Origin of the sequence: Colwellia sp. KU-HH00111, from assembly GCF_040362745.1 — a bacterium.
Lineage (GTDB): Bacteria > Pseudomonadota > Gammaproteobacteria > Enterobacterales > Alteromonadaceae > Colwellia.
Window position 1 is genome coordinate 1 of record NZ_BAABWO010000011.1, and the last position, 21,174, is coordinate 21,174.

Below are 21,174 nucleotides of genomic sequence, written 5' to 3' on the forward strand. Positions count from 1 at the left end.
CTGGGAGCTGAGCTGCTGGGGAGTAAACTTTTTTGTCAGCAATTTTCTTTAGGCGAAAAAAACCTACATAAAGTAGGTTTTAATTCTTACCGAAGTAATGTGGCTCCCCAAACTGGGCTCGAACCAGTGACACATGGATTAACAGTCCATCGCTCTACCAACTGAGCTATTGGGGAATAAACTTTTACTTGAGCGTGTAATAACTCATTTTTACAATGTAGCTCCCCAAACTGGGTTTGAGAACCAATCAGCGACACATGCTATTATTAGAGAGTACAGTCCATCGCTCTAACGCATTGTATTTGTCGCCAACAAAAATGTGGCTCCCCAAACTGGGCTTGAACCAGTGACACATGGATTAACAGTCCATCGCTCTACCAACTGAGCTATTGGGGAATTGCTTTTCTTTCGATTAGCGCGTTAACCAACTTGGCTAACGGGGCGGAATATTAAAGACCTGTTGCCAATGTGTCAACACAAAAATAACAAAAAAAACATTTTTTTGTGCGTTTGCTTAAATTCCGTTCATTAAAGTTATTTTGCCAGCATTTATTGATAGTTTTATATGCACCATGCGTTTTATAAAGATAAAGTGGTGCTAAGCTCTAGTTATCCACGAAAGTTGTGGATAACTATGTTAGTTATTTTGTAATAAGTCATTACAGGCTCGTTTTATCTAGCGTGTAGACAAGTCAATAGTTAATCTTTAAATATTTTATTTCCTTTAGAATTAGTTGCTTACGGTATTTTTGTTGTTTTATTGATTGTTTGGTGTGATTTTTAACCATAAGGATATTTGCTGTGCATTTCTTATGGTTTTGATTACAATAGAGCTCGCTTAACACTAAGTTTTTCACTCTTCACTTTTATAAAGTTTATTAATGACATCAATTAAAGTAACAAAAACTAAAAAACAGCCGGTTAACTTACTTAAAGACCCGGTTGCAGATACCATTAAAAGAATGACCATCCCAATGATCTATGGCATGGTTTTATTAATGACCTTTAACCTCATTGATACTTTTTTTGTTAGTCTTCTAGGAACACAACCCTTAGCGGCGATTAGTTTTACTTTTCCTGTTACTTTTACTGTCATTAGTCTCATGATAGGTTTAGGAATAGGTACCTCAGCAGTAATTGCAAAGTTTCTGGGCCGTGATGATCACAGTGCAGCCAAAGATTCAGCAACTGCTGCTATATACCTAGCTGCAATCATTGTAGTTTGCTTATCTTTTGTGGGTTATTTGTTTACTGATGAACTGTTTACACTTCTTGGTGCTAAACCCTCATTATTACCCTTGATTCATCAATATATCGATATTTGGTATCTTGGTAGTGTTTGCTTAATTGGTCCTATGATAGGTAATGCTGTATTGCGCGCTTCTGGCGATACAAAAACACCGAGTATTGTTATGGGAAGTGCAGGACTCATTAATGCCATACTTGACCCTGTGTTTATTTTTGGTTTTGGACCAATCCCTGCTATGGGCTTGCAAGGAGCAGCCATTGCTACCTTTATTTCATGGCTGTTTGGTCTAGTTTTTGTTTTAACCATTTTAACTAAACAGAAAAAACTAATTCATACCCACTTGTTACCTTTTCGTCAGTTAGTCCGCTCATGTCGCGGTATTTTGAAAATAGGTTTACCTGCGGCAGGTGCAAATATGTTAACGCCAATAGCTGCTGCTATTATGACGGCCATTGCTGCGAGTTATGGTGAATCAGTGGTCGCTGGATTTGGTGTCGGCTCTCGTATTGAGTCCATTGCTTCACTCGTGCTGTTAGCTATGTCGATGACCTTACCTCCCTTTATTAGTCAAAACTTTGGTGCTGGTTATATGCACCGTGTTGAGCACGCTTATAAAACATCAATTAAATTTGTTTTAATTTGGCAAGTGCTTATTTACGTGGTGCTCATTATTGCTGCGCCTTGGATTGCGGCCGCTTTTGCTAAAGAGCAAGATGTTGCAGACGTGATAGTGCTATTTATTTGGATTTTACCTTTGGGATATGGGTTTCAAGGCGTCGTTATTTTAACCAATTCTTCATTTAATGCCTTGCACAAACCATTAGTTGCCTTAGTGTTAAGCATTGTTAGGCTATTTGTATGTTATGTGCCACTGGCTTATTTAGGCAGTTATTTTTATGGTTTACACGGTTTCTTTGTAGGTGCACTTATAGGAAATGTAGTGATGGCCGCCATTTCTTATCGTCTTTTTACGAAGCAATTTGTCGATGACAGTTTAATGGTTAAGGAACAATTATCTTGAAAGAAAATGTTTTCAAAGCAAACAACGTCAGATCATTAACTCTGGAATCTAGTTACACGCCTAGTGGTGATCAACCAACAGCAATTAAGCAATTATTAGAAGGTATTGATTCAGGTTTAGCTCATCAAACGTTATTAGGGGTTACTGGCTCAGGTAAAACATTTACCATTGCTAATGTTGTTGAAAAGCTCAATCGTCCAACTATGATGCTAGCGCCAAATAAAACGTTGGCTGCACAACTTTATGGTGAAATGAAAGAGTTTTTTCCAAATAATGCAGTTGAATATTTTGTTTCTTATTACGATTATTACCAACCAGAAGCTTATGTGCCTACTACCGATACCTTTATTGAGAAAGATGCTTCGGTAAATGAACATATTGAACAAATGCGTTTGTCGGCGACTAAAGCGCTGTTAGAACGCCGGGACGTTATTATTATAGCATCGGTGTCAGCTATTTATGGCTTAGGCGATCCTGATTCTTATTTGAAAATGATGTTGCATATCAGTGTAGGCGATATCATTAACCAACGTGACATTTTGCGCCGCTTAGCTGAGTTACAATATCAACGTAATGATGTTGCTTTTGCTCGGGCTACTTATAGAGTGCGTGGTGATGTCATTGATATTTTTCCAGCAGAATCAGATCGTCTTGCCCTGCGGGTTGAGCTATTTGATGAAGAAATTGAACGTATCAGTGAATTTGATCCTCTAACTGGGCAGGTTGAACGAACCTTAGCGCGAGTTACTGTCTATCCTAAAACCCACTATGCTACACCCCGTGATAGAATTTTAGCAGCAGTAGATAAAATCAAAGTAGAATTAAAAGAACGATCTCAATACTTAAAAGACAACAACCGTTTGGTAGAAGAGCAACGCATTAGTCAGCGCACTCAATTTGATATTGAAATGATGACAGAGCTAGGTTACTGCTCAGGAATTGAAAATTACTCTCGTTATTTATCTGGACGTGAGCCAGGTGAAGCGCCGCCCACTTTATTTGATTATTTACCTGACGATGGCCTACTTATTATTGATGAATCGCACGTTACTGTGCCACAAATTGGCGCTATGTATAAAGGTGATAGATCTCGAAAAGAAAATTTAGTGCAATATGGTTTTCGCTTACCATCAGCACTAGATAATAGACCAATGAAGTTTGATGAATTTGAGTCATTGTCCCCGCAAACCATCTATGTATCAGCTACACCTAGTAATTATGAAATTGAAAAGTCCTCAGGTGAAGTCGCGCAACAAGTTGTCAGACCAACCGGCTTATTAGATCCGCAAATTGAAGTGCGAGATGTCGAAACTCAAGTTGATGATTTGTTATCTGAAATAAACAAACGTTTACCGTTAAATGAGCGGGTATTAGCCACTACTTTAACTAAGCGTATGGCGGAAGATTTAAGTGAGTATTTGGATGAACATGGCATTAAAGCACGCTATATGCATTCTGATGTTGATACAGTTGAGCGTGTTGAAATCATTCGCGATTTCCGTTTAGGTAAGTTTGACGTATTGGTTGGTATTAACTTGTTACGTGAAGGTTTAGATATGCCAGAAGTCTCCTTAGTGGCTATATTAGATGCAGATAAAGAAGGCTTTTTGCGTTCAGAGCGCTCGCTAATACAAACCATAGGCAGGGCAGCGCGTAATATCAATGGTAGAGCTATTTTATATGCAAGTAAAATCACCAAATCTATGCGTAAAGCTATTGATGAAACAGAGCGACGTAGAGAAAAGCAGCATCAGTTTAATGTTGACAATAATATTAAACCCAAAGGTGTTATACGCAAAATAACTGATGTTATGGACGTTGGCTCTTTTAGTAAAGCAAGTGAATTAGATAAGGTTGCAGAGCAGCATGCTAGCTATCAAGCACTATCAACCAAAGAGATCGATGAGAAAATTGATCAGCTCGAAAAAACTATGTACAGCCATGCACAAAACTTAGAATTTGAACAAGCTGCGGCAATTCGAGATGACATTGCAAAATTAAGAATTCAGCAGCTAGCTACTTAGCTTAGCCGATTAAGAACGAAAAATAACGCAGAGGTGAATAGTTACTTTTGCGTTATTTTTCGTGTGATTACCTTAATTCAATCATAGTGTGGTGACCAATAATTGTTGCAATAGCCTCACTATTGCAGTTTTTTAATTGGCTGACATCTTCAATAATATCATCTTGAACATCTACAGGGAGCAGTAATAATTGCTCAAGATAAAGGTGTGCTTGTGCTTCATTATTTGCATCAATCATTTGGCCTAAGCATCTTGCTTGGTCTTTGAACAGTGTACTCATAACAATACCCTTAATAATTCTTCGAACACGTATTAAGTGTAGACGGTCAACAGAGTTGGGTTATATAAAGATTGTCTTAAAAAAAAGTCAAAGGAAGATAATATTCTATAGTATTATTAGTGATTGAAATTCAGGCTTTTAACACTTATAGAATCTTTAGTTAGTTATAGAGTGAATTTATTTACCACAGTGAGGGCACTTGGTACTTTGCTGTCCTTGTTTTATTTGCGCAATACTTTTTTGTAGTTCTTCTGGGTCAATTTCTAATTGTTCAGCCAGTGTTGCTAATGTCTGGTATTCATTTATGTCGATATAACCATCATTTAACACGCCTTGGATATGTGAGTCTAAATCTTCTTTACGTTCTCTTAGTTCTTCGCTAAAACGTGCCGCTAGCATCGCAGCAGGTAGTGCAACCAAAACGACACCTATAAACATAATAAAGGTAGCGATTATTTTGCCAATTGGCGTAACAGGTACTACATCGCCATATCCTACTGTTGTCATGGTGACGACTGCCCACCAAAAAGACTGTATAATGCTACCAAAAGCTTCTGGTTGAATTGTGCCTTCAATCGTATGCATTAAACTGGCAGCGATAATCACTAAAAACAGCATCACTAACATAGCCGCTATGATACTTTTTGAGTCTTTAATCATTACTGAAACAAAAATATTAAAGCCTTTAAAGTAATGGGTTAACTTTAATAACCGTAATACTCTGATTAAGCGTAATGCCCGTAAATCCATAGCAAAGAACATGGCAATAACAAAAGGTAATACCGAAATTAAATCAATTAAGGCGATCGGTGTAAAAATATATTTTAACCTTGCTTTAAAGTGAGACAGTTTTTGGTATTCTTCAGCTTCTACACAGCACCAAACCCGGCAAAGGTATTCAAAACAAAACAGTGACAGCGAGATTAACTCAATAAGGATTAGTGCGTTTTTATATGAATGATAAAAATCTTGCTCTGTTGCAAGAATGGCTGCCATGACGTTCACAACGATCAGCAAAATTAAAAGCCAAGTAATAATTTTTGCCGTTAAACTTCCCCCAGTTTCGCTTTCTAATAACTGATAAGTTCTATAGCGTAAATTCACTGTTTCATTTTGTTGATCAAACATAATGCTACTTTTTTGGTTAGGATTATTGTTCGTATGCTATGGGGTCGGTTATTTTATTCTCAGCAAATGCTTCGAGTCTTTCTTGGCATGCGCCGCATTTACCGCAGGCTTTTTCTCTACCATTATAACATGTCCAAGTATTGCTATAGTCTAATCCCATACTTAGCCCGTCAGTTAAAATAGCCGTTTTATTGACCGTTAAATAAGGACTGAAAATATCGACACTTTCATAATTGGCAATTTGACAAACATCATTCATTTTTTGCACAAATTCAGGACGACAATCAGGATAAATGGCGTGATCACCACTATGAGCGCCATAATAGACTTGAGCGGCACCGACTGAAACTGCATAACCAACGGCTAAAGATAATAAAATCATATTACGGTTAGGTACTATGGTTGATTTCATATTATCGGCTTCGTAATGCCCTTCAGGAATATCAATATTGTCTGTTAATGATGATCCCGCTAATAATTGGTTAATAGCAGATATATCAATAACCTTGTGTTTTACTTTCAATGAAGCACAAACATTTCGAGCACAGGTTAGCTCCTTCACGTGACGTTGGCCATAATCGAAGGATAATGCGAATACTTCTTTGCCATCTTTTAATGCACGGTTTAGTACGGTGAATGAATCCATTCCGCCAGAATAGATCACAACAACTTTATCAGTCATTTTTATTGTCTCTTAGGGTATAATAGTCAGTGTACTTTAATATCAAGGTATTTTACTTGAATACCCTCTTAGGCAAAAGCATAAATTAAAATGATTCTATATAAAATCAATGAACTATTTGAAACCATACAAGGTGAAGGCTCGTTTACTGGCCAACCATCCATTTTTATCCGTTTACAAGGCTGTCCGGTGGCTTGTGCTTGGTGTGACACAAAACATACTTGGGACATAGCTTTATCTGATGAAGTGAGTCCTGATGCTGTGTTAGCTAAGTCACAAGAAACATCACAATGGGCTAATTTTTCAGTGGCAAACATACTCAGCCTAATTGCTGAACGTGGTTACCAAGCTAAACATATAGTGCTTACCGGTGGCGAGCCTTGTATGGTCGATTTAACGCCATTGTGCAACGCCTTTGAACAGCTAGGTTATACCACTCAAGTAGAAACTTCTGGTACCTTTGAAGTCAAGGTCTCTAGTAAGTGTTGGGTGACAGTATCACCTAAAATAAATATGCGGGGAGGTTATGCTATTCTGCATAGTGCTATGCACCGCGCTAATGAAATTAAACATCCAGTAGCAACAGAGCAGCATGTCGATGATCTTAAAGCGCTACTTGCAGAGCACCGTATTACTAACACCCCTATTTATTTGCAGCCCATTAGCCAAAAAGCCAGAGCCACTGAGTTAGCGATTGAAACTTGTATTGCAAATAATTGGCGTTTATCAGTTCAGGTTCATAAATATCTAGGGATAGAATAGGGTCTGTCTTTAAAATTAGGCGTTATTATTTTATGTAGGTTTTTGGAACGCGAGCCGAGACTCTAGTAAGTAATTCATAGTGAATGGTCTCCATATAATCGGCTACCGTTTCAATGGGTAAGTTTTCACCCCATAATTCCACGGTATCGCCGAGTTCGACATTAGCAATATCACTAACATCGACAGTAATCATATCCATTGATACTCGACCAGCGAGGGGGGCTAGTTGTCCGTTAATAAACACTGGCGTGCCTGCTTTGGCATTTCTCGGGTAACCATCAGCATAGCCTATGGCTATGGTAGCGATAATAGAAGGTCTGCTAGCTTGCCATTTTTCACCATAACCAACACAGTCTCCTGTTTTAATCTGTCGCAAACCAATGATGCATGATTGCAACGTCATCACCGGGCTTAATTTTACTGGTAAGTTGCATGTGGGTATTGGGCTGGCGCCATATAATGCAATACCAAGACGATTATAATCACCGTGGCTTTGGGGCCAGTTTAAAATTCCTGCAGAATTGGCTAAGCTATTTTTAAGGCCGTAAGCTTGGTTTATTTGAGCTAATGATTTTATTTGTGAAGATGTTTTGGGGTTGCCCAATTGCTCCGCATTAGAAAAATGCGTACACAGCACCATGTTTTGCAATTGTTGGTTTGTAAGTTGGGCTAAAATAGCATCAGCATGCTCTGGTGCAATACCTAACCGATTCATACCAGTTTCAATTTTAAGCCATATTTTACCGGGGTAGGGTGAGGGCTGTTGATTCAACCAAGAAATTTGCCCTAAATTGTGAAACATTAGCCAAAAGTTGTGGTTTAATGCGAGGGAAATATCATCTTCAGATAATGCACCTTCTAAAATCAAAATGGGTTGAGTGATCCCGGCTTCACGCAAAATTATTGCTTCATCGATAAAAGCGACAGCAAATGCAGGCACATAAGGGGTTAGGGTTTTGGCTACTTCAATAGCACCATGACCGTATGCATTTGCTTTGATCACGGCAATTGTTTGACTTTGTGGTGCTAAATTAGCGAGACCATTATAATTACTCACTAACGCTGGTAAGTTGATAATTGCAACGGTTTTTCTTGAATGATAGTTCATAGAATAATTTGATTTTTGAACAGCACTACATTTATTTTCAGTGTACCATGTTTCATAGGTTATAAAATTGTTGCCTGAGATTTTTTTTAAACAATTAATCATGGGTTATTTATCATTAATAGCTCAATATATATGCATATTGAGCTAGTCACATGTTTAAAGGTTAACTATGACAACATCATCGATGAATACACAGTCTCAATTAATTGATGAATTAAAAAATATTGCTACCGAGGCGCAAAATCAAGATACGTTAGATATTGATTTACTTGATTCTATGGGCATTTTAGAAAAAATTAATGCTGAAGACCAAAAGGTGGCTGGCGTAGTAAAGCGCATTATTCCTGACATTGCTAAAGCTGTAGATAAAATTGTTGAAGCATTTGCTTGTGGGGGGCGGCTTATATATCTTGGTGCAGGTACTAGTGGTCGGCTTGGCGTGTTAGATGCAGTAGAGTGTCCACCGACATTTAGCGTTTGTGAGCAACAAGTGATTGGTATTATTGCTGGTGGTGATAAAGCAATATACAAAGCGGTTGAAGGGGCAGAAGACAACCAACAATTAGCTATTACAGACTTAAAAGCGATAAATCTATGTAAAAATGATGTATTGGTTGGTATTGCTGCCAGTGGTAGAACCCCCTATGTTATCTCTGCAATGCAATATGCAAAATCAGTGGGAGTGACAGTCGTTGGTATAAGTTGTAGTGAAAACAAAAAGTTTGCGCTAGCCAATGACATTAATCTCTGCGCTGTGATGGGGGCAGAGGTTTTAACAGGCTCTACACGAATGAAGTCAGGCACGGCACAAAAATTAATATTGAATATGCTCAGTACTGCTAGCATGATACGTTCAGGTAAAAGCTATCGAAATTTAATGATTGATGTGAATGCCAGCAATGAAAAGCTATATGCTAGAGCGGTACGCATTGTGATGCAAGCAACTGATTGTAACTATGAATGTGCTTCACAAGCATTAATTCAAGCCAATAATAACGCTAAATTAGCAACGTTAATGATATTAACAGGCCTAGATGTAGCTGAGGCTAAGGCCAGTTTGACAACCAATAATGGCTTTTTGCGAAAAGCGGTTGAGCAAGCTAACAATTAAGTCAGTTTTTATGAGATTATTCTTCACAAAACAATTTGCTCGGCTCATGGTGGCAATCTTAATCAGTATACCGTTATGTACTTTTAGCCTTGAAGTGAATGCAAATAAAACTGTGGTAGCAAAACCAAGCCAGGGAATTATTGTTGGCGCAGAGCAGGTATCATCTTATTTGCCAAGCTTGCAAAATAAACGTGTTGGTTTAGTGGTGAATCAAACGTCAATGGTGGGTAATGAACACTTAGTTGATGTACTTATTGCTCATGATATTAATGTGAAAATGATATTTGCTCCAGAGCATGGTTTTCGTGGTAATTATGATGCTGGCGAGAAGTTTAGCTCGAGTATTGATAGTAAAACCGGTGTACCTTTAGTGTCTCTTTATGGAAAAAGCCGTAAACCAGCCGCTAACCACATGGCAAACCTTGATGTGATAATATTTGATATTCAAGATGTCGGGGTTCGATTTTATACTTATATCAGTACAATGCACTATGTGATGGAGGCCGCAGCTGATGAAAACGTAGCTATGATGATATTTGATAGGCCTAATCCTAATGGTGCTTTTGTCGATGGCCCCATCTTAGAGCCTGAATTTAGCTCCTTTGTTGGCATGCACCAAATTCCTTTACTGCATGGAATGACCGTGGGCGAATTAGCGTTGATGTTCCAAGGGGAGTCATGGCTAAATACAAAAAAACACCTTGATTTAAGTATAGTTAAGGTTAAAAACTATCATCGAACTTTGCCTTATAGCTTACCGATAAAACCCAGCCCCAACTTACCTAATGACACCGCTATTCGTTTATACCCTTCACTTGGTTTTTTTGAGGCAACCCCCGTGAGTATTGGCAGAGGTACAGACTTTCCTTTTCAGGTGATTGGCCATAATAACATTGCGCTTGGCGACTTTTCTTTTATGCCTATTTCAACACCAGGAGCAGCACTAACACCCAAGTTAATGAATAAGATGTTGCACGGTCAAGATTTACGTAACTATCAGGTTGGTGGGCTCGATTTAAGCTTTATTATTCATTGGCACCAGGCATTTAAAGCGAAAAATATTGAGTTTTTTACCCGTCCTGATTTTATGGACAAACTTAGCGGCACAGATAAATTAAGAAAAGCAATCACAGCCGGAAAAACAGCACAAGAAATTAAACGCAGCTGGCAAAAGCAATTAGTAAACTTTAAAAAGGCAAGAACAGCGTATTTATTGTATTTATAAATGGCTAAATTAGCTATTGGCGAAAATAACCAAGACATTGCGCATTGTTGAGTGAGTAAAGGTTAGTTAAATATTAATGTAATACCCGCTTTCTTAACAATATACACTGTGTTTTGCCAACCGATGCTGCGACTTGTAATTGGGTGACCTCTTCTTTATTAAAGTGCGAATTTGAAACGATAACCGCCGAACAGTTGCCTTGGCATAGTACGGATTTAACACGTTCTAAGTTGACATTTGTATTAGTATCTACAGGGTGTTTAAAATTCACCATTAACACTTTTGTAGCATCAATATCGTGTGTTTTAGCGAGCAGTTCAATTGAACTTTCTTCAGGGTTGATAAATAAAATCCATTTTTTTTCTAATTTATGCTGTAAACAAACATGCGCATACTGCGTTGATAGCTCAACGTTGTTAGTTACTTTTGTATGTTTTATCCAATTTGCATTAACTTGCTCAGTATTGTTTTTAGAGTTGCTTATTTTGTTTATGTTGCTGATGTTATTAGTGTTTTCATTAAACATAACGATTTCCTTTGAATAAAAAATTAACCAAAATAGATATACTGTATAGATGTACAGTATATCTATTTTGGTTAGTATTCAAGCATTTTTATTAATTTGTTTAATCAGGTTGTTAATAATGATTGTTGCTTGTAATATTAGATTATACTAATATATGGTGAGTTGGTTTTTAATCTTGATAATGATGAACGGGTTATAAAATGAAAATTGAAGTTAGTTTATTAGCAGGACAACAGTTACAAGCAAGTTTTGGCGAACATAACATTACCAGTGATCAGGCGGTTGCAGTAGGAGGAAATGCTGAGCACCCGGAGCCTTTTACTTACTTTTTAGCAAGTATGGCATTATGTGCGGCGTTTTATATGCGTAAATTTTGTCAACAACGTGACATTAGCACGGAAGGTTTAAGCGTGGCGCAACTCAGTGAAAATGTTTGTGAGGAAGATTCTTATAAGAAAAAAATTACGCTTGAAGTCACTTTACCTGACAACTTTCCTAAAAAATATCGTAAGGCAATTGTCGCTGCTGCCAATACTTGCACGGTCAAAAAAGTGATTCAAGCTATGCCTGAATTTGAAATCACATTGGTTTAGATCCTCTGTAATGATTAAAAGAGGGAATTGCTAAATCTCGCTAGCAGCTTGGTACATACTTTGGTATTGTGTAACCCATAATAAAAGTTTACATCTAACCCAACTCGGCACGCTTTTTTAAATTAGCCAAGTCAAGAGTAAAAACTATGTTTGAAAACATGAAAATAGTATTAGCAGATGATCATCCGCTATTTCGCCAAGCATTAACGATAACGTTAAAATCTAATTTTAACGGTGTTGAAGTGTTCGAGGCCCAAACTATACCAGAGTTAGAGCAGCACTTAAGTGCTTCTAGTTGTGCTGACTTGTTATTACTTGATCTTGATATTCCCGGGGCGCAAGGGTTTAATAGCTTAATTACTATTAGACGCTCTTATCCTGATTTGGGGGTTGTAATTATTTCTGGTTTTGAAGATAAAGAAACAATACACAAAGCCATGCATTTAGGAGCGGCCGGCTTTATACCAAAATCAACCCCAGTACCAGAGATGGTTGTAGCGATTAATGAAGTCATCAATGGTAAACTATGGACACCTGATGGAGAGTTTACTAATAATGAACAAGCGAGTAATGCAGATGATAAAATTGCATCATTAACACCTAAGCAACATAAAATTTTATTGATGTTTGCTGATGGTTTATTAAACAAACAAATCGCATATGAACTTGGGTTATCTGAGTCGACCATTAAAAGTCATGCGAGTACTATTTTTTTAAAACTTGGCGTTCGTAATCGCACTCAAGCTGTTATTTTACTCAATGAACTACAACTTAATCAAAACACGTTTGGGCAACCTGCGGACACCTAATCACACTATCTAATAACTAAGCGTTACAGTAGGTGAGAATAATTTTTCTCTAGTTCTTTAGTGAGTAATGAACTCATCAGTGCCCTAAGTGCTATGGGTTTAATTATTTTTCGCAAATATCCTACGTCTGCTTGTTGTGCTAGTGATTTCAGTTTTTCATCCGTTGTTGCGCTAATCAGTATTGCTGGTAATGAGTGCTGGCTCATCGCTCTTATTTGTTTAATTAGTGCGATACCATTTATGTTGTCGTCAGTGTATTTTGCTTGGCCGTATAGCTCTGTATCTTGTGGGCTGCCTGTTAATTGATAATCAACTAATAAAATATCAATACTATCTTCGTGTTTTGCATAAATATCGCGTGCTTGTTTTGCATTGATAGCTGTATAAACTTGGCATTGCCATGCGGTGAGTAGTTCAGTCATTCCTTGTAATATTGCTTTTTCATTATCAATACACAGCACGCCAACACCGTTCAAATTCATCCTAGCGGGTGGTGTAGATATATTCTTGATGTTGGGAGGATCGCAAATAGGAACATTTATGCTAAACAAACAACCATGGTTTTCTTGCGATTTCAGGTTAATTTGATGCTTGAGTAAACAGGCTAAACTCTGTGCGATGTTAAGGCCTAAACCTAAGCCTTTAGGGCCAATTGCATTACTAGAGTTTAATTGAGTAAACTGCTCAAACACTTGCTGTTGTTTGTCTTTTGGTATTCCTGGACCATTATCAAAAACTTGAATTGATAACTCATTTCCTTGTCTGCGACAACCCAGTAGGACTTTGTTAGGATGGGTTTTGTCGTCAGTATGGGCATAACGAAATGCGTTACTGAGGAAGTTTTGGATAATCCTTGCTAGTAGTGTGATATCACTAGCGATATATAATTTACTCGTTTTACAATGAAACTCTACTTGATACTCGTCAGTTAATGCATTGAACTCACTGGTAAGCATAGTAAATAGAGCTTTTACTTCGATAGCAGCAATGTTCGGAGAAATATTACCGCTTTCAATACGGGCAATTTCATTAAGATCGAGCAATAAGCTATTTGCTATTTCTAAAGAGTTATCTATTTGTTTGATTTGTTCTCGTTCTTCATGGCTGACTTTTGAGCTTAATGAAATTGCCGATGAAAAAAGTCTCGCCGCAGATAAGGGCTGTAATAAATCATGACTACAGGCTTTTAGGTACTGACTTTTTTTTAGGTGGGCTTGTTCAGCTTTAGCTTGAGCTTGAGCTAGTTCACAGTTGGCTAGAGCCAGCTCTTTATTAGCTTGCTCTAGTTCAGCCGTTCGAAATCGAACTCGCGATTCTAGATCGGTATTTTCTTCTTTTAGTACTTTTTCCGTCTGGCGATAGATGGAGATATCGGAGAATATCATCACGAAACCACCTCCAGGGATAGGGTTACCTTCAATACGAATAGTTTTACCATTCTTTAGCTTGTATTCAGAATTATGCTTGCTACCGGCTTTAATAAATTGAATACGTTTCTCTACTTGGCGTTCAATATCTTCAACAAAATAGCCTTGTTGGCTCAAATTAAAGTGGATTAGCTGGCTGGCAGGACAGCCAATATAAATGAAATTTTCAGGATAATTAAATATGTCGAGATATTGTTTATTCCATGCCACTAATTTTAGCTCGCTATCAATAACCGATATTCCTTCACTTACATTCTCGATGGCACTTTGGAGTACAGTACGACTAAACTCAAGTTGTTGGGTGGAATTATCTTCAACCAATTTAGCCACTTGTTCAAAAGCCATCCCTCGACCACTAACGGCAAAAGAGGTGACTAATTTTGCTGAAGCAGAGCCTAATACTCGGGCAAGGGTATTTTCTGCATGAAATAGAATAGCTTCATTAAAGGCTTTGTTATTTTTAGCGTATCGGGCATTGTGAAACTCACGAAAACACTCATTAGCCTTTTTTTTACCAATAAATCTAGCCACTAAAAATTCAAGTTCAACAATATCCACTTTGGGTTGAATAGGTAAACTCCATTGTGCTTTTTTTCTGTCCTTGTAAAAGAATTTACTTTGCATTTGTTCCCGAATGCTTTGTCTTGTTAATAAAGACACCAGAAACAGCGCAATTATATTAACGAGTAACCCAATGAGCGTTATCACTGTGGTGCCGGGTAAATCACTGTGTGCTAGGGGATGAGTGTAAACGCCAAGTTGTGGTAACAGATTAAATACTATCCAAATAATAAAACCGCAGCTAATTCCTGAAAGTACACCTGCTAAGGTTGCCTTTCGCCAGTAGAAAGCAGCAAATAACGCTGGGCCAATTTGTGCGATTGCGCCAAAGGCAACTTCGCCCAATGAAGATAAGGTATCAGGTGGAGATAGTAATAGTAATCCGTAACTTAAAAATACAACGACTAACACTAGTGCTTTGCGAATTAATAATAATTGTGATTGAAAGTGTTTGAAATCATGATTAGGTTGGCGAGCATACTTAAACATCAAAGGAAAAACAATTTCATTACTTAGCATAGTACTTAAAGCGATGGTCGAGACAATGACCATAGAGCTAGCGGCTGACACTGCACCTAAAAAAGCAAACAACGACAACCAAACATGACCATTTAGAGCGGGTAAGAAAAGTACATAGGCATCAGCCTGAAGTGAATTACCATAGTTTAAATTACCGGCTAAGCCTAAAGGACCGGCAAAAAAGGCAAAAATCAATACATATAATGGTAATAGCCAGCGGGCATGAGCACTATTTTTTTGCTCCTTAATTTCAACAAACATGACTTGAAATTGTCGAGGTAAGCATAAAAAAGCAGACATAACGATGATCAGCATACCGAACATGCCAACAAGGCTACTAAACTCAAATTGCTTTGATAAATCAAGTTGATTCTTAGATGACTCCCAAATTGTCAATGGCGTATCATAAATAACGAAACAAACAAATAAACCTACCAGCAAAAATGCAATTAGCTTTACCAGCGACTCAAAGGCAATGGCAATCATTACACCCGGATGACGCTCGGTTATATCTATAGTACGAATACCAAAAATGATGGTAAAAACGGCGAGAATAATACTGACAATTAAGCCTAGTTGCCAAATAGGTAAATCAGGTGTTTCTTGTAAAATTTGGTAGGAAAAAATGATAGCTTTTAGTTGCAGCGCAATATAAGGCATGGTGCCAATTAAGGCTGCTAGGGTGATAATTACCGCTAAATTTTGTGATTTACCAAAGCGTGCCGACAATAAATCAGCAATAGAGGTTATTTTAAGCTGTAAACTGGTTTTAATAATGCGTTGAATAAAGGGCCAAGCGAAAACAAACAGTAAAATAGGCGCCAAGTAAACCGAAATATAAGTAAACGAATGATTGGCTGCTTGGGCTGTGGTACCTAAAAATCCCCAAGAAGTACAATAAACCCCTAAGGACAACGCATATATAATCGTTTGCTGTTTGGTTTTAAGTTTATGTCTGTATTTCCCCCCTAAATGGGCGATAAGAAATAATAAACCAATGTAGCCAATGCTTACGGTAACCAATAACCAATTTGAAAACATACCTGTCTCTGTAAACCTTATTCTTAACGTAAATTTATCATAGTTTTTTACTAAAAAACGCCTCCATTTCTAAAACTTAAGTACTAGTACTTGTATTTTTTCTCTAGCTACGACTAAAGGACTAATTCTGGAGTGCTAAGTCTTATTGCCGATTGTGTCATTTGCGTACTGGATTATTATGAATTTGCAAACACAGAACATCCATGAAAATAAAAACACCAATAATATAAGAAGGGGATACAGAAAATGTTTAACAAAAAAACAAAAAAATTATTACTCGCTTCCAGCTTACTTGCTGCCACGAGTGCAGCTAACGCCGGTTACGATATAAAACTATCTGACCAAGATAAAATTTCTTTTGGTGGTTATATTAAAGTTGATGCACGTTATGTTGATGGTGATGTTGCCTATAGACCATTTTGGATTGGTACAGGAACAAAGCTAGAAGAAAGTGCATCGCAATTTAACCTTTATGCCAATGAAACCCGTTTTAACATGAAGTATAGCCATGGTGATGTCATGGGCTTTATTGAAATGGATTTTTGGGGCGGTGGCGGTAATGAAATTGTCTCTAACTCAGCAAATCCTCGTATTCGACACGCATTTATTAAATACAAAAACGTACTGGCTGGCCAAACTTGGACAACCTTTATGAATACCAGTGCTATTCCTGAAACTGCTGATTTTGCTGGTGCTACCACAGGTTTAGTGTTTATTCGTCAAGGCCAAGTACGCTATACCGCTGGTAACTTCCAAGTGTCTGTTGAAAACCCTGAAACATGGGGTGGTGATACAGCTAATGACAGTATGCCTGATGTGGTTGCGCGTTATAACATGAAAGGTGACTGGGGTAACGTTTCGGTATCTGCCCTTGCTCGCCAATTAAACACCACCTTAGGCAACACAGAAACCGCTATTGGCGCTTCAATTGCTGGTCGCATTAAAACCTCAGGTAAAGATGATTTTAGATTCCAAATTCACCAAGGTGAGTTAGGTCGTTATGTTGGTGCTGCATTTGCTAAAGATGTTGTTGGTGAAGAAGTTGAAGAAACCACAGCTTATCTTGCCGCTTACCGTCATTTCTGGAATGAAAGCTTAAGAACAACGGTAATGTATGGTGCCGCTGAAGCGGATGTTTCAGGTGCTGATCGCAGTCAGTGGAGCGTTAACTTGTTTGATAATTTAACCAAACAATTATCAGTAGGTGTTGAATTTGGGCAGTTCATTATGGACGACCAAGATGCCGATTCAAACTACGCACAATTGTCATTGAAGTATGTTCTTTAGTTATTTTCAAGGGCTTTAACACGTAACAGTTCCCATTTTGTTTGTTACGTTTTTGGAGGGGGGAGCTCCCCCCTCCCTTTTTATAACGCAAATATTATATTTATTAATTTAGGAGTGTGAGTATGACTGAGTCAATACTCAAAGTAGAGCATATTTCTTTAGCGTTTGGTGGTGTAAAAGCCCTAACAGACGTGAGTTTTGAAGTTCCCCGTGGCTCTGTATTTTCTATTATCGGGCCAAATGGTGCTGGTAAAACCTCCATGCTTAACTGTATTTCCGGTCGTTATCGACCTAATTCTGGAAATATCATCTTCAATGAAAAAAATGTCACTAACTTACGTCCGAACGATAGAGCTGATCTTGGGATGGGACGTACGTTTCAAAACTTAGCCTTATTTGGTCATATGACGGTTTTAGACAACATTATGGTTGGCCGTCACCATTTATTGAAAAACAATTGGCTAACTGGGCCTTTATATTGGGCATCACCGGCACAAACCGAAGAACTTGCTCATCGTAGATATGTGGAAGAGATTATTGACTTCTTAGAAATTTCTCCAATCAGAAAATCAGTAGCAGGTACCTTGTCTTATGGTTTACGTAAGCGAGTAGAGTTAGCTCGAGCCATGGCATTAAAACCAGAATTAATTCTGCTTGATGAACCAATGGCCGGTATGAATTTAGAAGAAAAAGAAGATATGGCGCGTTATATCCTCGATTTAAACGAAGAGTTTGGTATTACCGTCGTCATGATTGAACATGATATGGGTGTGGTTATGGACATTTCACACCAAGTTATGGTGCTTGATTTTGGTAAAAAACTGATGGCAGGCTTACCTGATGAAGTCATGGCTGATCCTCATGTTAAACGTGCTTACCTTGGTATAGAAGATGATGAAGAAGTAAAGGAGGCAAGCTAATGTCAAACTTACAAACGGCCAATAGTGTAACGACTAGTGATGATTTTGAAATGGGTGAACTAGATACCTTTCCTAAGATTTTAAGACACAACGCTAAAAACTGGCCAAATGATATTGCAATGCGTGAAAAAGAATTTGGTATTTGGAATGAGTTTAACTGGCAAGAATATCAAAACCGCGTTAAGTGGCTTTCGCTAGCACTAAGAAAGCTAGGGGTACAACCTCAAGATGCAATTGCCTTGTTAGGTGATAACCGCCCAGAGTGGGTGTGGGGCGAAATTGCTGCCCATGCGATGAGTTGTTTCTCTATCGGTATTTTCCAGGATTCATTACATGAAGAAGTGGTTTACTTACTCAACAAAAGTAATGCAACAGTAGTTATCGCTGAAGATGAAGAGCAATGTGATAAATTACTCGAACTTGGCGATCAAATACCCGACGTAAAATTTATCATTTACTGTGATCCTCGGGGAATGCGTAAATATGATGACAAACGCTTAATCAGCATAGAAGATATTTACAAGCAAGGTAAAGAAATAGAAACCTTATCTCCTGAGCTTTATGACTTATATGTAGACTCAACCCGTGCTGAAGATACTGCCATTTATTGTACAACATCAGGTACAACTTCTAAGCCTAAAATCGCTTTTTTAGGAGGTGGTAATTTCGTTAAACACTGTAGTTCTTACTTGCGTGCAGACCCTCGGCAACCGGGTGACAATTATGTGTCAGTTTTACCTTTGCCTTGGATCATGGAACAAGTATATGCCGTTGGCCAAGCATTAATTTCTCGCCAAATCGTTAACTTTGTTGAAGAGCAAGAAACATTGATGGCAGATCTACGTGAAATTGGACCCAGTTTTGTGTTGTTAGCCCCTCGCGTGTGGGAAGGTATTCTTGCCGATGTTAAAGCCCGAATGATGGACTCAACACCGCTCAAACAAAAAATATTTGATTATGCATTTAACATTGCAGAAAAGGCGCAAGCTCAAGGAAAACGTTCAAAGCTAGCCGACTTTCTGCTGATGAATGCCTTAAAAGATAGATTAGGTTTTACTTATTTAAAATCAGCGGCCACCGGTGGGGCAGCTATGGGGCCTGACACCTTTAGATTTTTCCAAACAATCGGGGTTCCGCTGCGTCAACTTTATGGACAAACAGAGTTATGTGGTGCTTACACAGTTCATGAAGAACATGATGTAGATTACGACAGTGTAGGGGTTGCCTTTGATAGCGCTGAAGTAAAAGTTATCAATGCTGATAAAGAAGGCGTTGGTGAGGTTATCGCGAAAACGGTGGGTATGTTTACGGGCTATTTAGATAATCAAGAAGCCTATGACGAAGATGTGATTGACGGTTGGATGCATACTGGTGATGCTGGCTACTTTAAACCATCTGGTCACCTAGTCATCATAGATCGTATTAAAGATCTTGCTAAAACCAGCAATGGTATTCAGTACTCTCCGCAATACATTGAAAACAAATTAAAGTTCTCATCCTTTATTGGTGAGGCGGTAATTTTAGGTAAAGATAAACCTTACTTAAGTGCCATTATTTGTATTCGCTTTTCTATTGTTTCTAAATGGGCTGAACAAAAAGGCTATGGTTTTACTAACTATACGAGTCTCTCTGCTTTACCTGAAGTTTATGAACAACTTAGCAAAGAAGTAGAGAAAGTTAATGCAACCTTACCTGAAGCTCAAAAAATTAATAAGTTTATTTTGCTCTATAAAGAGCTTGACGCTGATGATGGTGAATTAACACGTACAAGAAAAGTACGACGTACGGTTATTGCTGACAAGTATGGCGATATTATTCAGTCAATTTATGACAATAAAGATATGGTTGATATCGATACAGTTGTTACTTTCCAAGATGGTGGTAGCTCACGTATTCAAACCAAACTGAAGGTGGCTACGGTTATTGAAAATGACGGTAGTGCTGTTTCATCAGCAGTTAAGCAAACGCAGAGGAAAGCATCATGAATTTTGAACTCTTAGCTCAACTAATTGTTAATGGCCTAATTGTTGGCTTGTTATACGGCGTTATTGGTATGTGTTTTGTACTAGTTTACAAATCGACACAAATTGTCAACTTCGCTCAAGGTGAATTTTTACTGATTGGTGCATGGGTTTGTTGGGCATCACTGATTTATTTAGAGTTACCTTTCTTTCTAGGTTTTATTGTCTCCCTTGCTTTTATGGCTGCGTTTGGTGTGCTGCTGCAAATGATAGTGCTACGCCCTATGATTGGTGAGCCCATTATATCCGTGATAATGGTCACGATTGGTCTTTCAATTTTCTTCCAATCGTTAATGAAATGGATATTTGGTGTTTCACCACAAAGCTATCCGCAAGTGTTTGATACTCAATCTATTAGTATTTTGGGGTTAAATATTGAAATGGCCTACTTAATGAGTACGGTAATAGCGTTAATAATCATGGTTGCCTTCTATTTATTCTTTAAACACTCTAAACATGGTTTAGCCATGCGAGCTACGGCCTTTGACCAACAAGTATCGCAAAGTTTGGGTATATCTGTTAAGCAAGTCTTTGCCATGAGTTGGGGCATTGCAGCAACAGTTTCAGCTACTGCGGGTATAGTAATTGGCATGGTTAATGGTGTTTCAGATTCGCTTTCTATTATGGGCATTAAGGTATTCCCTGCGGTAATTTTAGGTGGTTTAGACTCAATTGTTGGTGCAATTGTTGGCGGTATCACTATAGGTGTGTTGGAAAACTTAGCCGAATTTTTTGATAGCCAGTATTTACACATTGGCAATATGTACGACATCGCACCATTTTATGTGTTGTTAATTATTCTTTGGTTCAAGCCCTATGGCTTATTTGGTACTAAAGACATTGAGCGTATATAAGCGCATTTTAACAAACAAAAATCAGC

17 protein-coding genes and 2 tRNA genes are annotated in these 21,174 nt (G+C 38.1%); 11 read left to right on the forward strand and 8 right to left on the reverse strand.

The genetic code is table 11. From position 1 onward, the window contains the following. Positions 1-100 precede the first annotated feature (100 nt). Positions 101-176 (reverse strand) — tRNA-Asn (locus ABXG98_RS16790). A 144-nt stretch (positions 177-320) separates the two neighbouring features. After that, positions 321-396 (reverse strand) — tRNA-Asn (locus ABXG98_RS16795). Between the two features lie 485 nt (positions 397-881). Between ABXG98_RS16795 and ABXG98_RS16800 the strand changes: the two genes are divergently transcribed. Together ABXG98_RS16800 and uvrB are read left to right on the forward strand one after the other, a co-directional pair. Further along, positions 882-2,270: an MATE family efflux transporter gene (locus ABXG98_RS16800; RefSeq protein ID WP_353539857.1), complete on the forward strand. Its 1,389-nt coding sequence runs from the start codon at positions 882-884 to the stop codon at positions 2,268-2,270. Continuing rightward, complete coding sequence (gene uvrB / locus ABXG98_RS16805) at positions 2,267-4,294, forward strand: excinuclease ABC subunit UvrB (RefSeq protein ID WP_353539858.1); 2,028 nt, start codon at positions 2,267-2,269, stop codon at positions 4,292-4,294. Before ABXG98_RS16800 ends, uvrB begins: the two co-directional genes overlap by 4 nt. Before the next feature lie 67 nt (positions 4,295-4,361). Here uvrB and ABXG98_RS16810 read toward each other — a convergent pair whose 3' ends face one another. The 3 genes from ABXG98_RS16810 to queC form a co-directional block, all read right to left on the reverse strand. Further along, positions 4,362-4,574 carry a hypothetical protein gene (locus tag ABXG98_RS16810; RefSeq protein WP_353539859.1) on the reverse strand — a complete coding sequence of 71 codons (213 nt, stop codon included), beginning with the start codon at positions 4,572-4,574 and terminating at the stop codon, positions 4,362-4,364. Between the two features lie 177 nt (positions 4,575-4,751). After that, positions 4,752-5,702 (reverse strand): ion transporter, encoded by a 951-nt coding sequence (locus ABXG98_RS16815; RefSeq protein ID WP_353539860.1) that lies wholly within the window; start codon positions 5,700-5,702, stop codon positions 4,752-4,754. 22 nt (positions 5,703-5,724) lie between these two features. Continuing rightward, positions 5,725-6,384, reverse strand: coding sequence for a 7-cyano-7-deazaguanine synthase QueC (queC, locus tag ABXG98_RS16820; protein ID WP_353539861.1), 660 nt, complete (start codon positions 6,382-6,384; stop codon positions 5,725-5,727). A 90-nt stretch (positions 6,385-6,474) separates the two neighbouring features. On the opposite strand from queC, the gene queE reads away from it, so the two are divergent. Then, a complete protein-coding gene (queE, locus tag ABXG98_RS16825) occupies positions 6,475-7,146 on the forward strand; it encodes a 7-carboxy-7-deazaguanine synthase QueE (RefSeq protein WP_353539862.1) in 672 nt (223 codons plus the stop codon). A gap of 25 nt (positions 7,147-7,171) precedes the next feature. Here queE and alr read toward each other — a convergent pair whose 3' ends face one another. Then, positions 7,172-8,254, reverse strand: coding sequence for an alanine racemase (gene alr / locus ABXG98_RS16830; protein ID WP_353539863.1), 1,083 nt, complete (start codon positions 8,252-8,254; stop codon positions 7,172-7,174). 184 nt (positions 8,255-8,438) lie between these two features. Here alr and murQ point away from each other — a divergent pair, with 184 nt between their 5' ends. Next, a complete protein-coding gene (gene murQ / locus ABXG98_RS16835; RefSeq protein WP_353539982.1) occupies positions 8,439-9,365 on the forward strand; it encodes an N-acetylmuramic acid 6-phosphate etherase in 927 nt (308 codons plus the stop codon). A gap of 10 nt (positions 9,366-9,375) precedes the next feature. Beyond that, a complete protein-coding gene (locus ABXG98_RS16840; RefSeq protein WP_353539864.1) occupies positions 9,376-10,590 on the forward strand; it encodes an exo-beta-N-acetylmuramidase NamZ family protein in 1,215 nt (404 codons plus the stop codon). Between the two features lie 73 nt (positions 10,591-10,663). Here the strand turns inward: ABXG98_RS16840 and ABXG98_RS16845 are convergent, their stop codons facing one another. Further along, positions 10,664-11,116: a hypothetical protein gene (locus ABXG98_RS16845; RefSeq protein ID WP_353539865.1), complete on the reverse strand. Its 453-nt coding sequence runs from the start codon at positions 11,114-11,116 to the stop codon at positions 10,664-10,666. A 200-nt stretch (positions 11,117-11,316) separates the two neighbouring features. On the opposite strand from ABXG98_RS16845, the gene ABXG98_RS16850 reads away from it, so the two are divergent. Then, on the forward strand, positions 11,317-11,709 hold the full coding sequence (locus ABXG98_RS16850; RefSeq protein ID WP_353539866.1) for an OsmC family protein: 393 nt from the start codon (positions 11,317-11,319) through the stop codon (positions 11,707-11,709). Between the two features lie 146 nt (positions 11,710-11,855). Continuing rightward, positions 11,856-12,518: a response regulator transcription factor gene (locus ABXG98_RS16855; RefSeq protein WP_353539867.1), complete on the forward strand. Its 663-nt coding sequence runs from the start codon at positions 11,856-11,858 to the stop codon at positions 12,516-12,518. Positions 12,519-12,541: 23 nt separating this feature from the next. On the opposite strand, the gene ABXG98_RS16860 is transcribed toward ABXG98_RS16855, so the two are convergent. Further along, the gene (locus ABXG98_RS16860) at positions 12,542-16,066 is read right to left on the reverse strand and encodes a hybrid sensor histidine kinase/response regulator (protein ID WP_353539868.1); all 3,525 of its coding nucleotides are present in this window, start codon (positions 16,064-16,066) and stop codon (positions 12,542-12,544) included. A gap of 246 nt (positions 16,067-16,312) precedes the next feature. Here ABXG98_RS16860 and ABXG98_RS16865 point away from each other — a divergent pair, with 246 nt between their 5' ends. The 4 genes from ABXG98_RS16865 (at position 16,313) to ABXG98_RS16880 (ending at position 21,148) form a co-directional block, all read left to right on the forward strand. Continuing rightward, the gene (locus ABXG98_RS16865; RefSeq protein WP_353539869.1) at positions 16,313-17,353 is read left to right on the forward strand and encodes a DcaP family trimeric outer membrane transporter; all 1,041 of its coding nucleotides are present in this window, start codon (positions 16,313-16,315) and stop codon (positions 17,351-17,353) included. Between the two features lie 122 nt (positions 17,354-17,475). Then, the gene (locus ABXG98_RS16870) at positions 17,476-18,273 is read left to right on the forward strand and encodes an ABC transporter ATP-binding protein (protein WP_353539870.1); all 798 of its coding nucleotides are present in this window, start codon (positions 17,476-17,478) and stop codon (positions 18,271-18,273) included. Continuing rightward, positions 18,273-20,258, forward strand: a complete 1,986-nt coding sequence (locus tag ABXG98_RS16875) for a long-chain fatty acid--CoA ligase (protein ID WP_353539871.1) — start codon at positions 18,273-18,275, stop codon at positions 20,256-20,258. The genes ABXG98_RS16870 and ABXG98_RS16875 overlap by 1 nt, the downstream gene beginning before the upstream one ends. Further along, positions 20,255-21,148 (forward strand): branched-chain amino acid ABC transporter permease, encoded by an 894-nt coding sequence (locus ABXG98_RS16880; RefSeq protein ID WP_353539872.1) that lies wholly within the window; start codon positions 20,255-20,257, stop codon positions 21,146-21,148. Before ABXG98_RS16875 ends, ABXG98_RS16880 begins: the two co-directional genes overlap by 4 nt. Positions 21,149-21,174 lie beyond the last annotated feature (26 nt).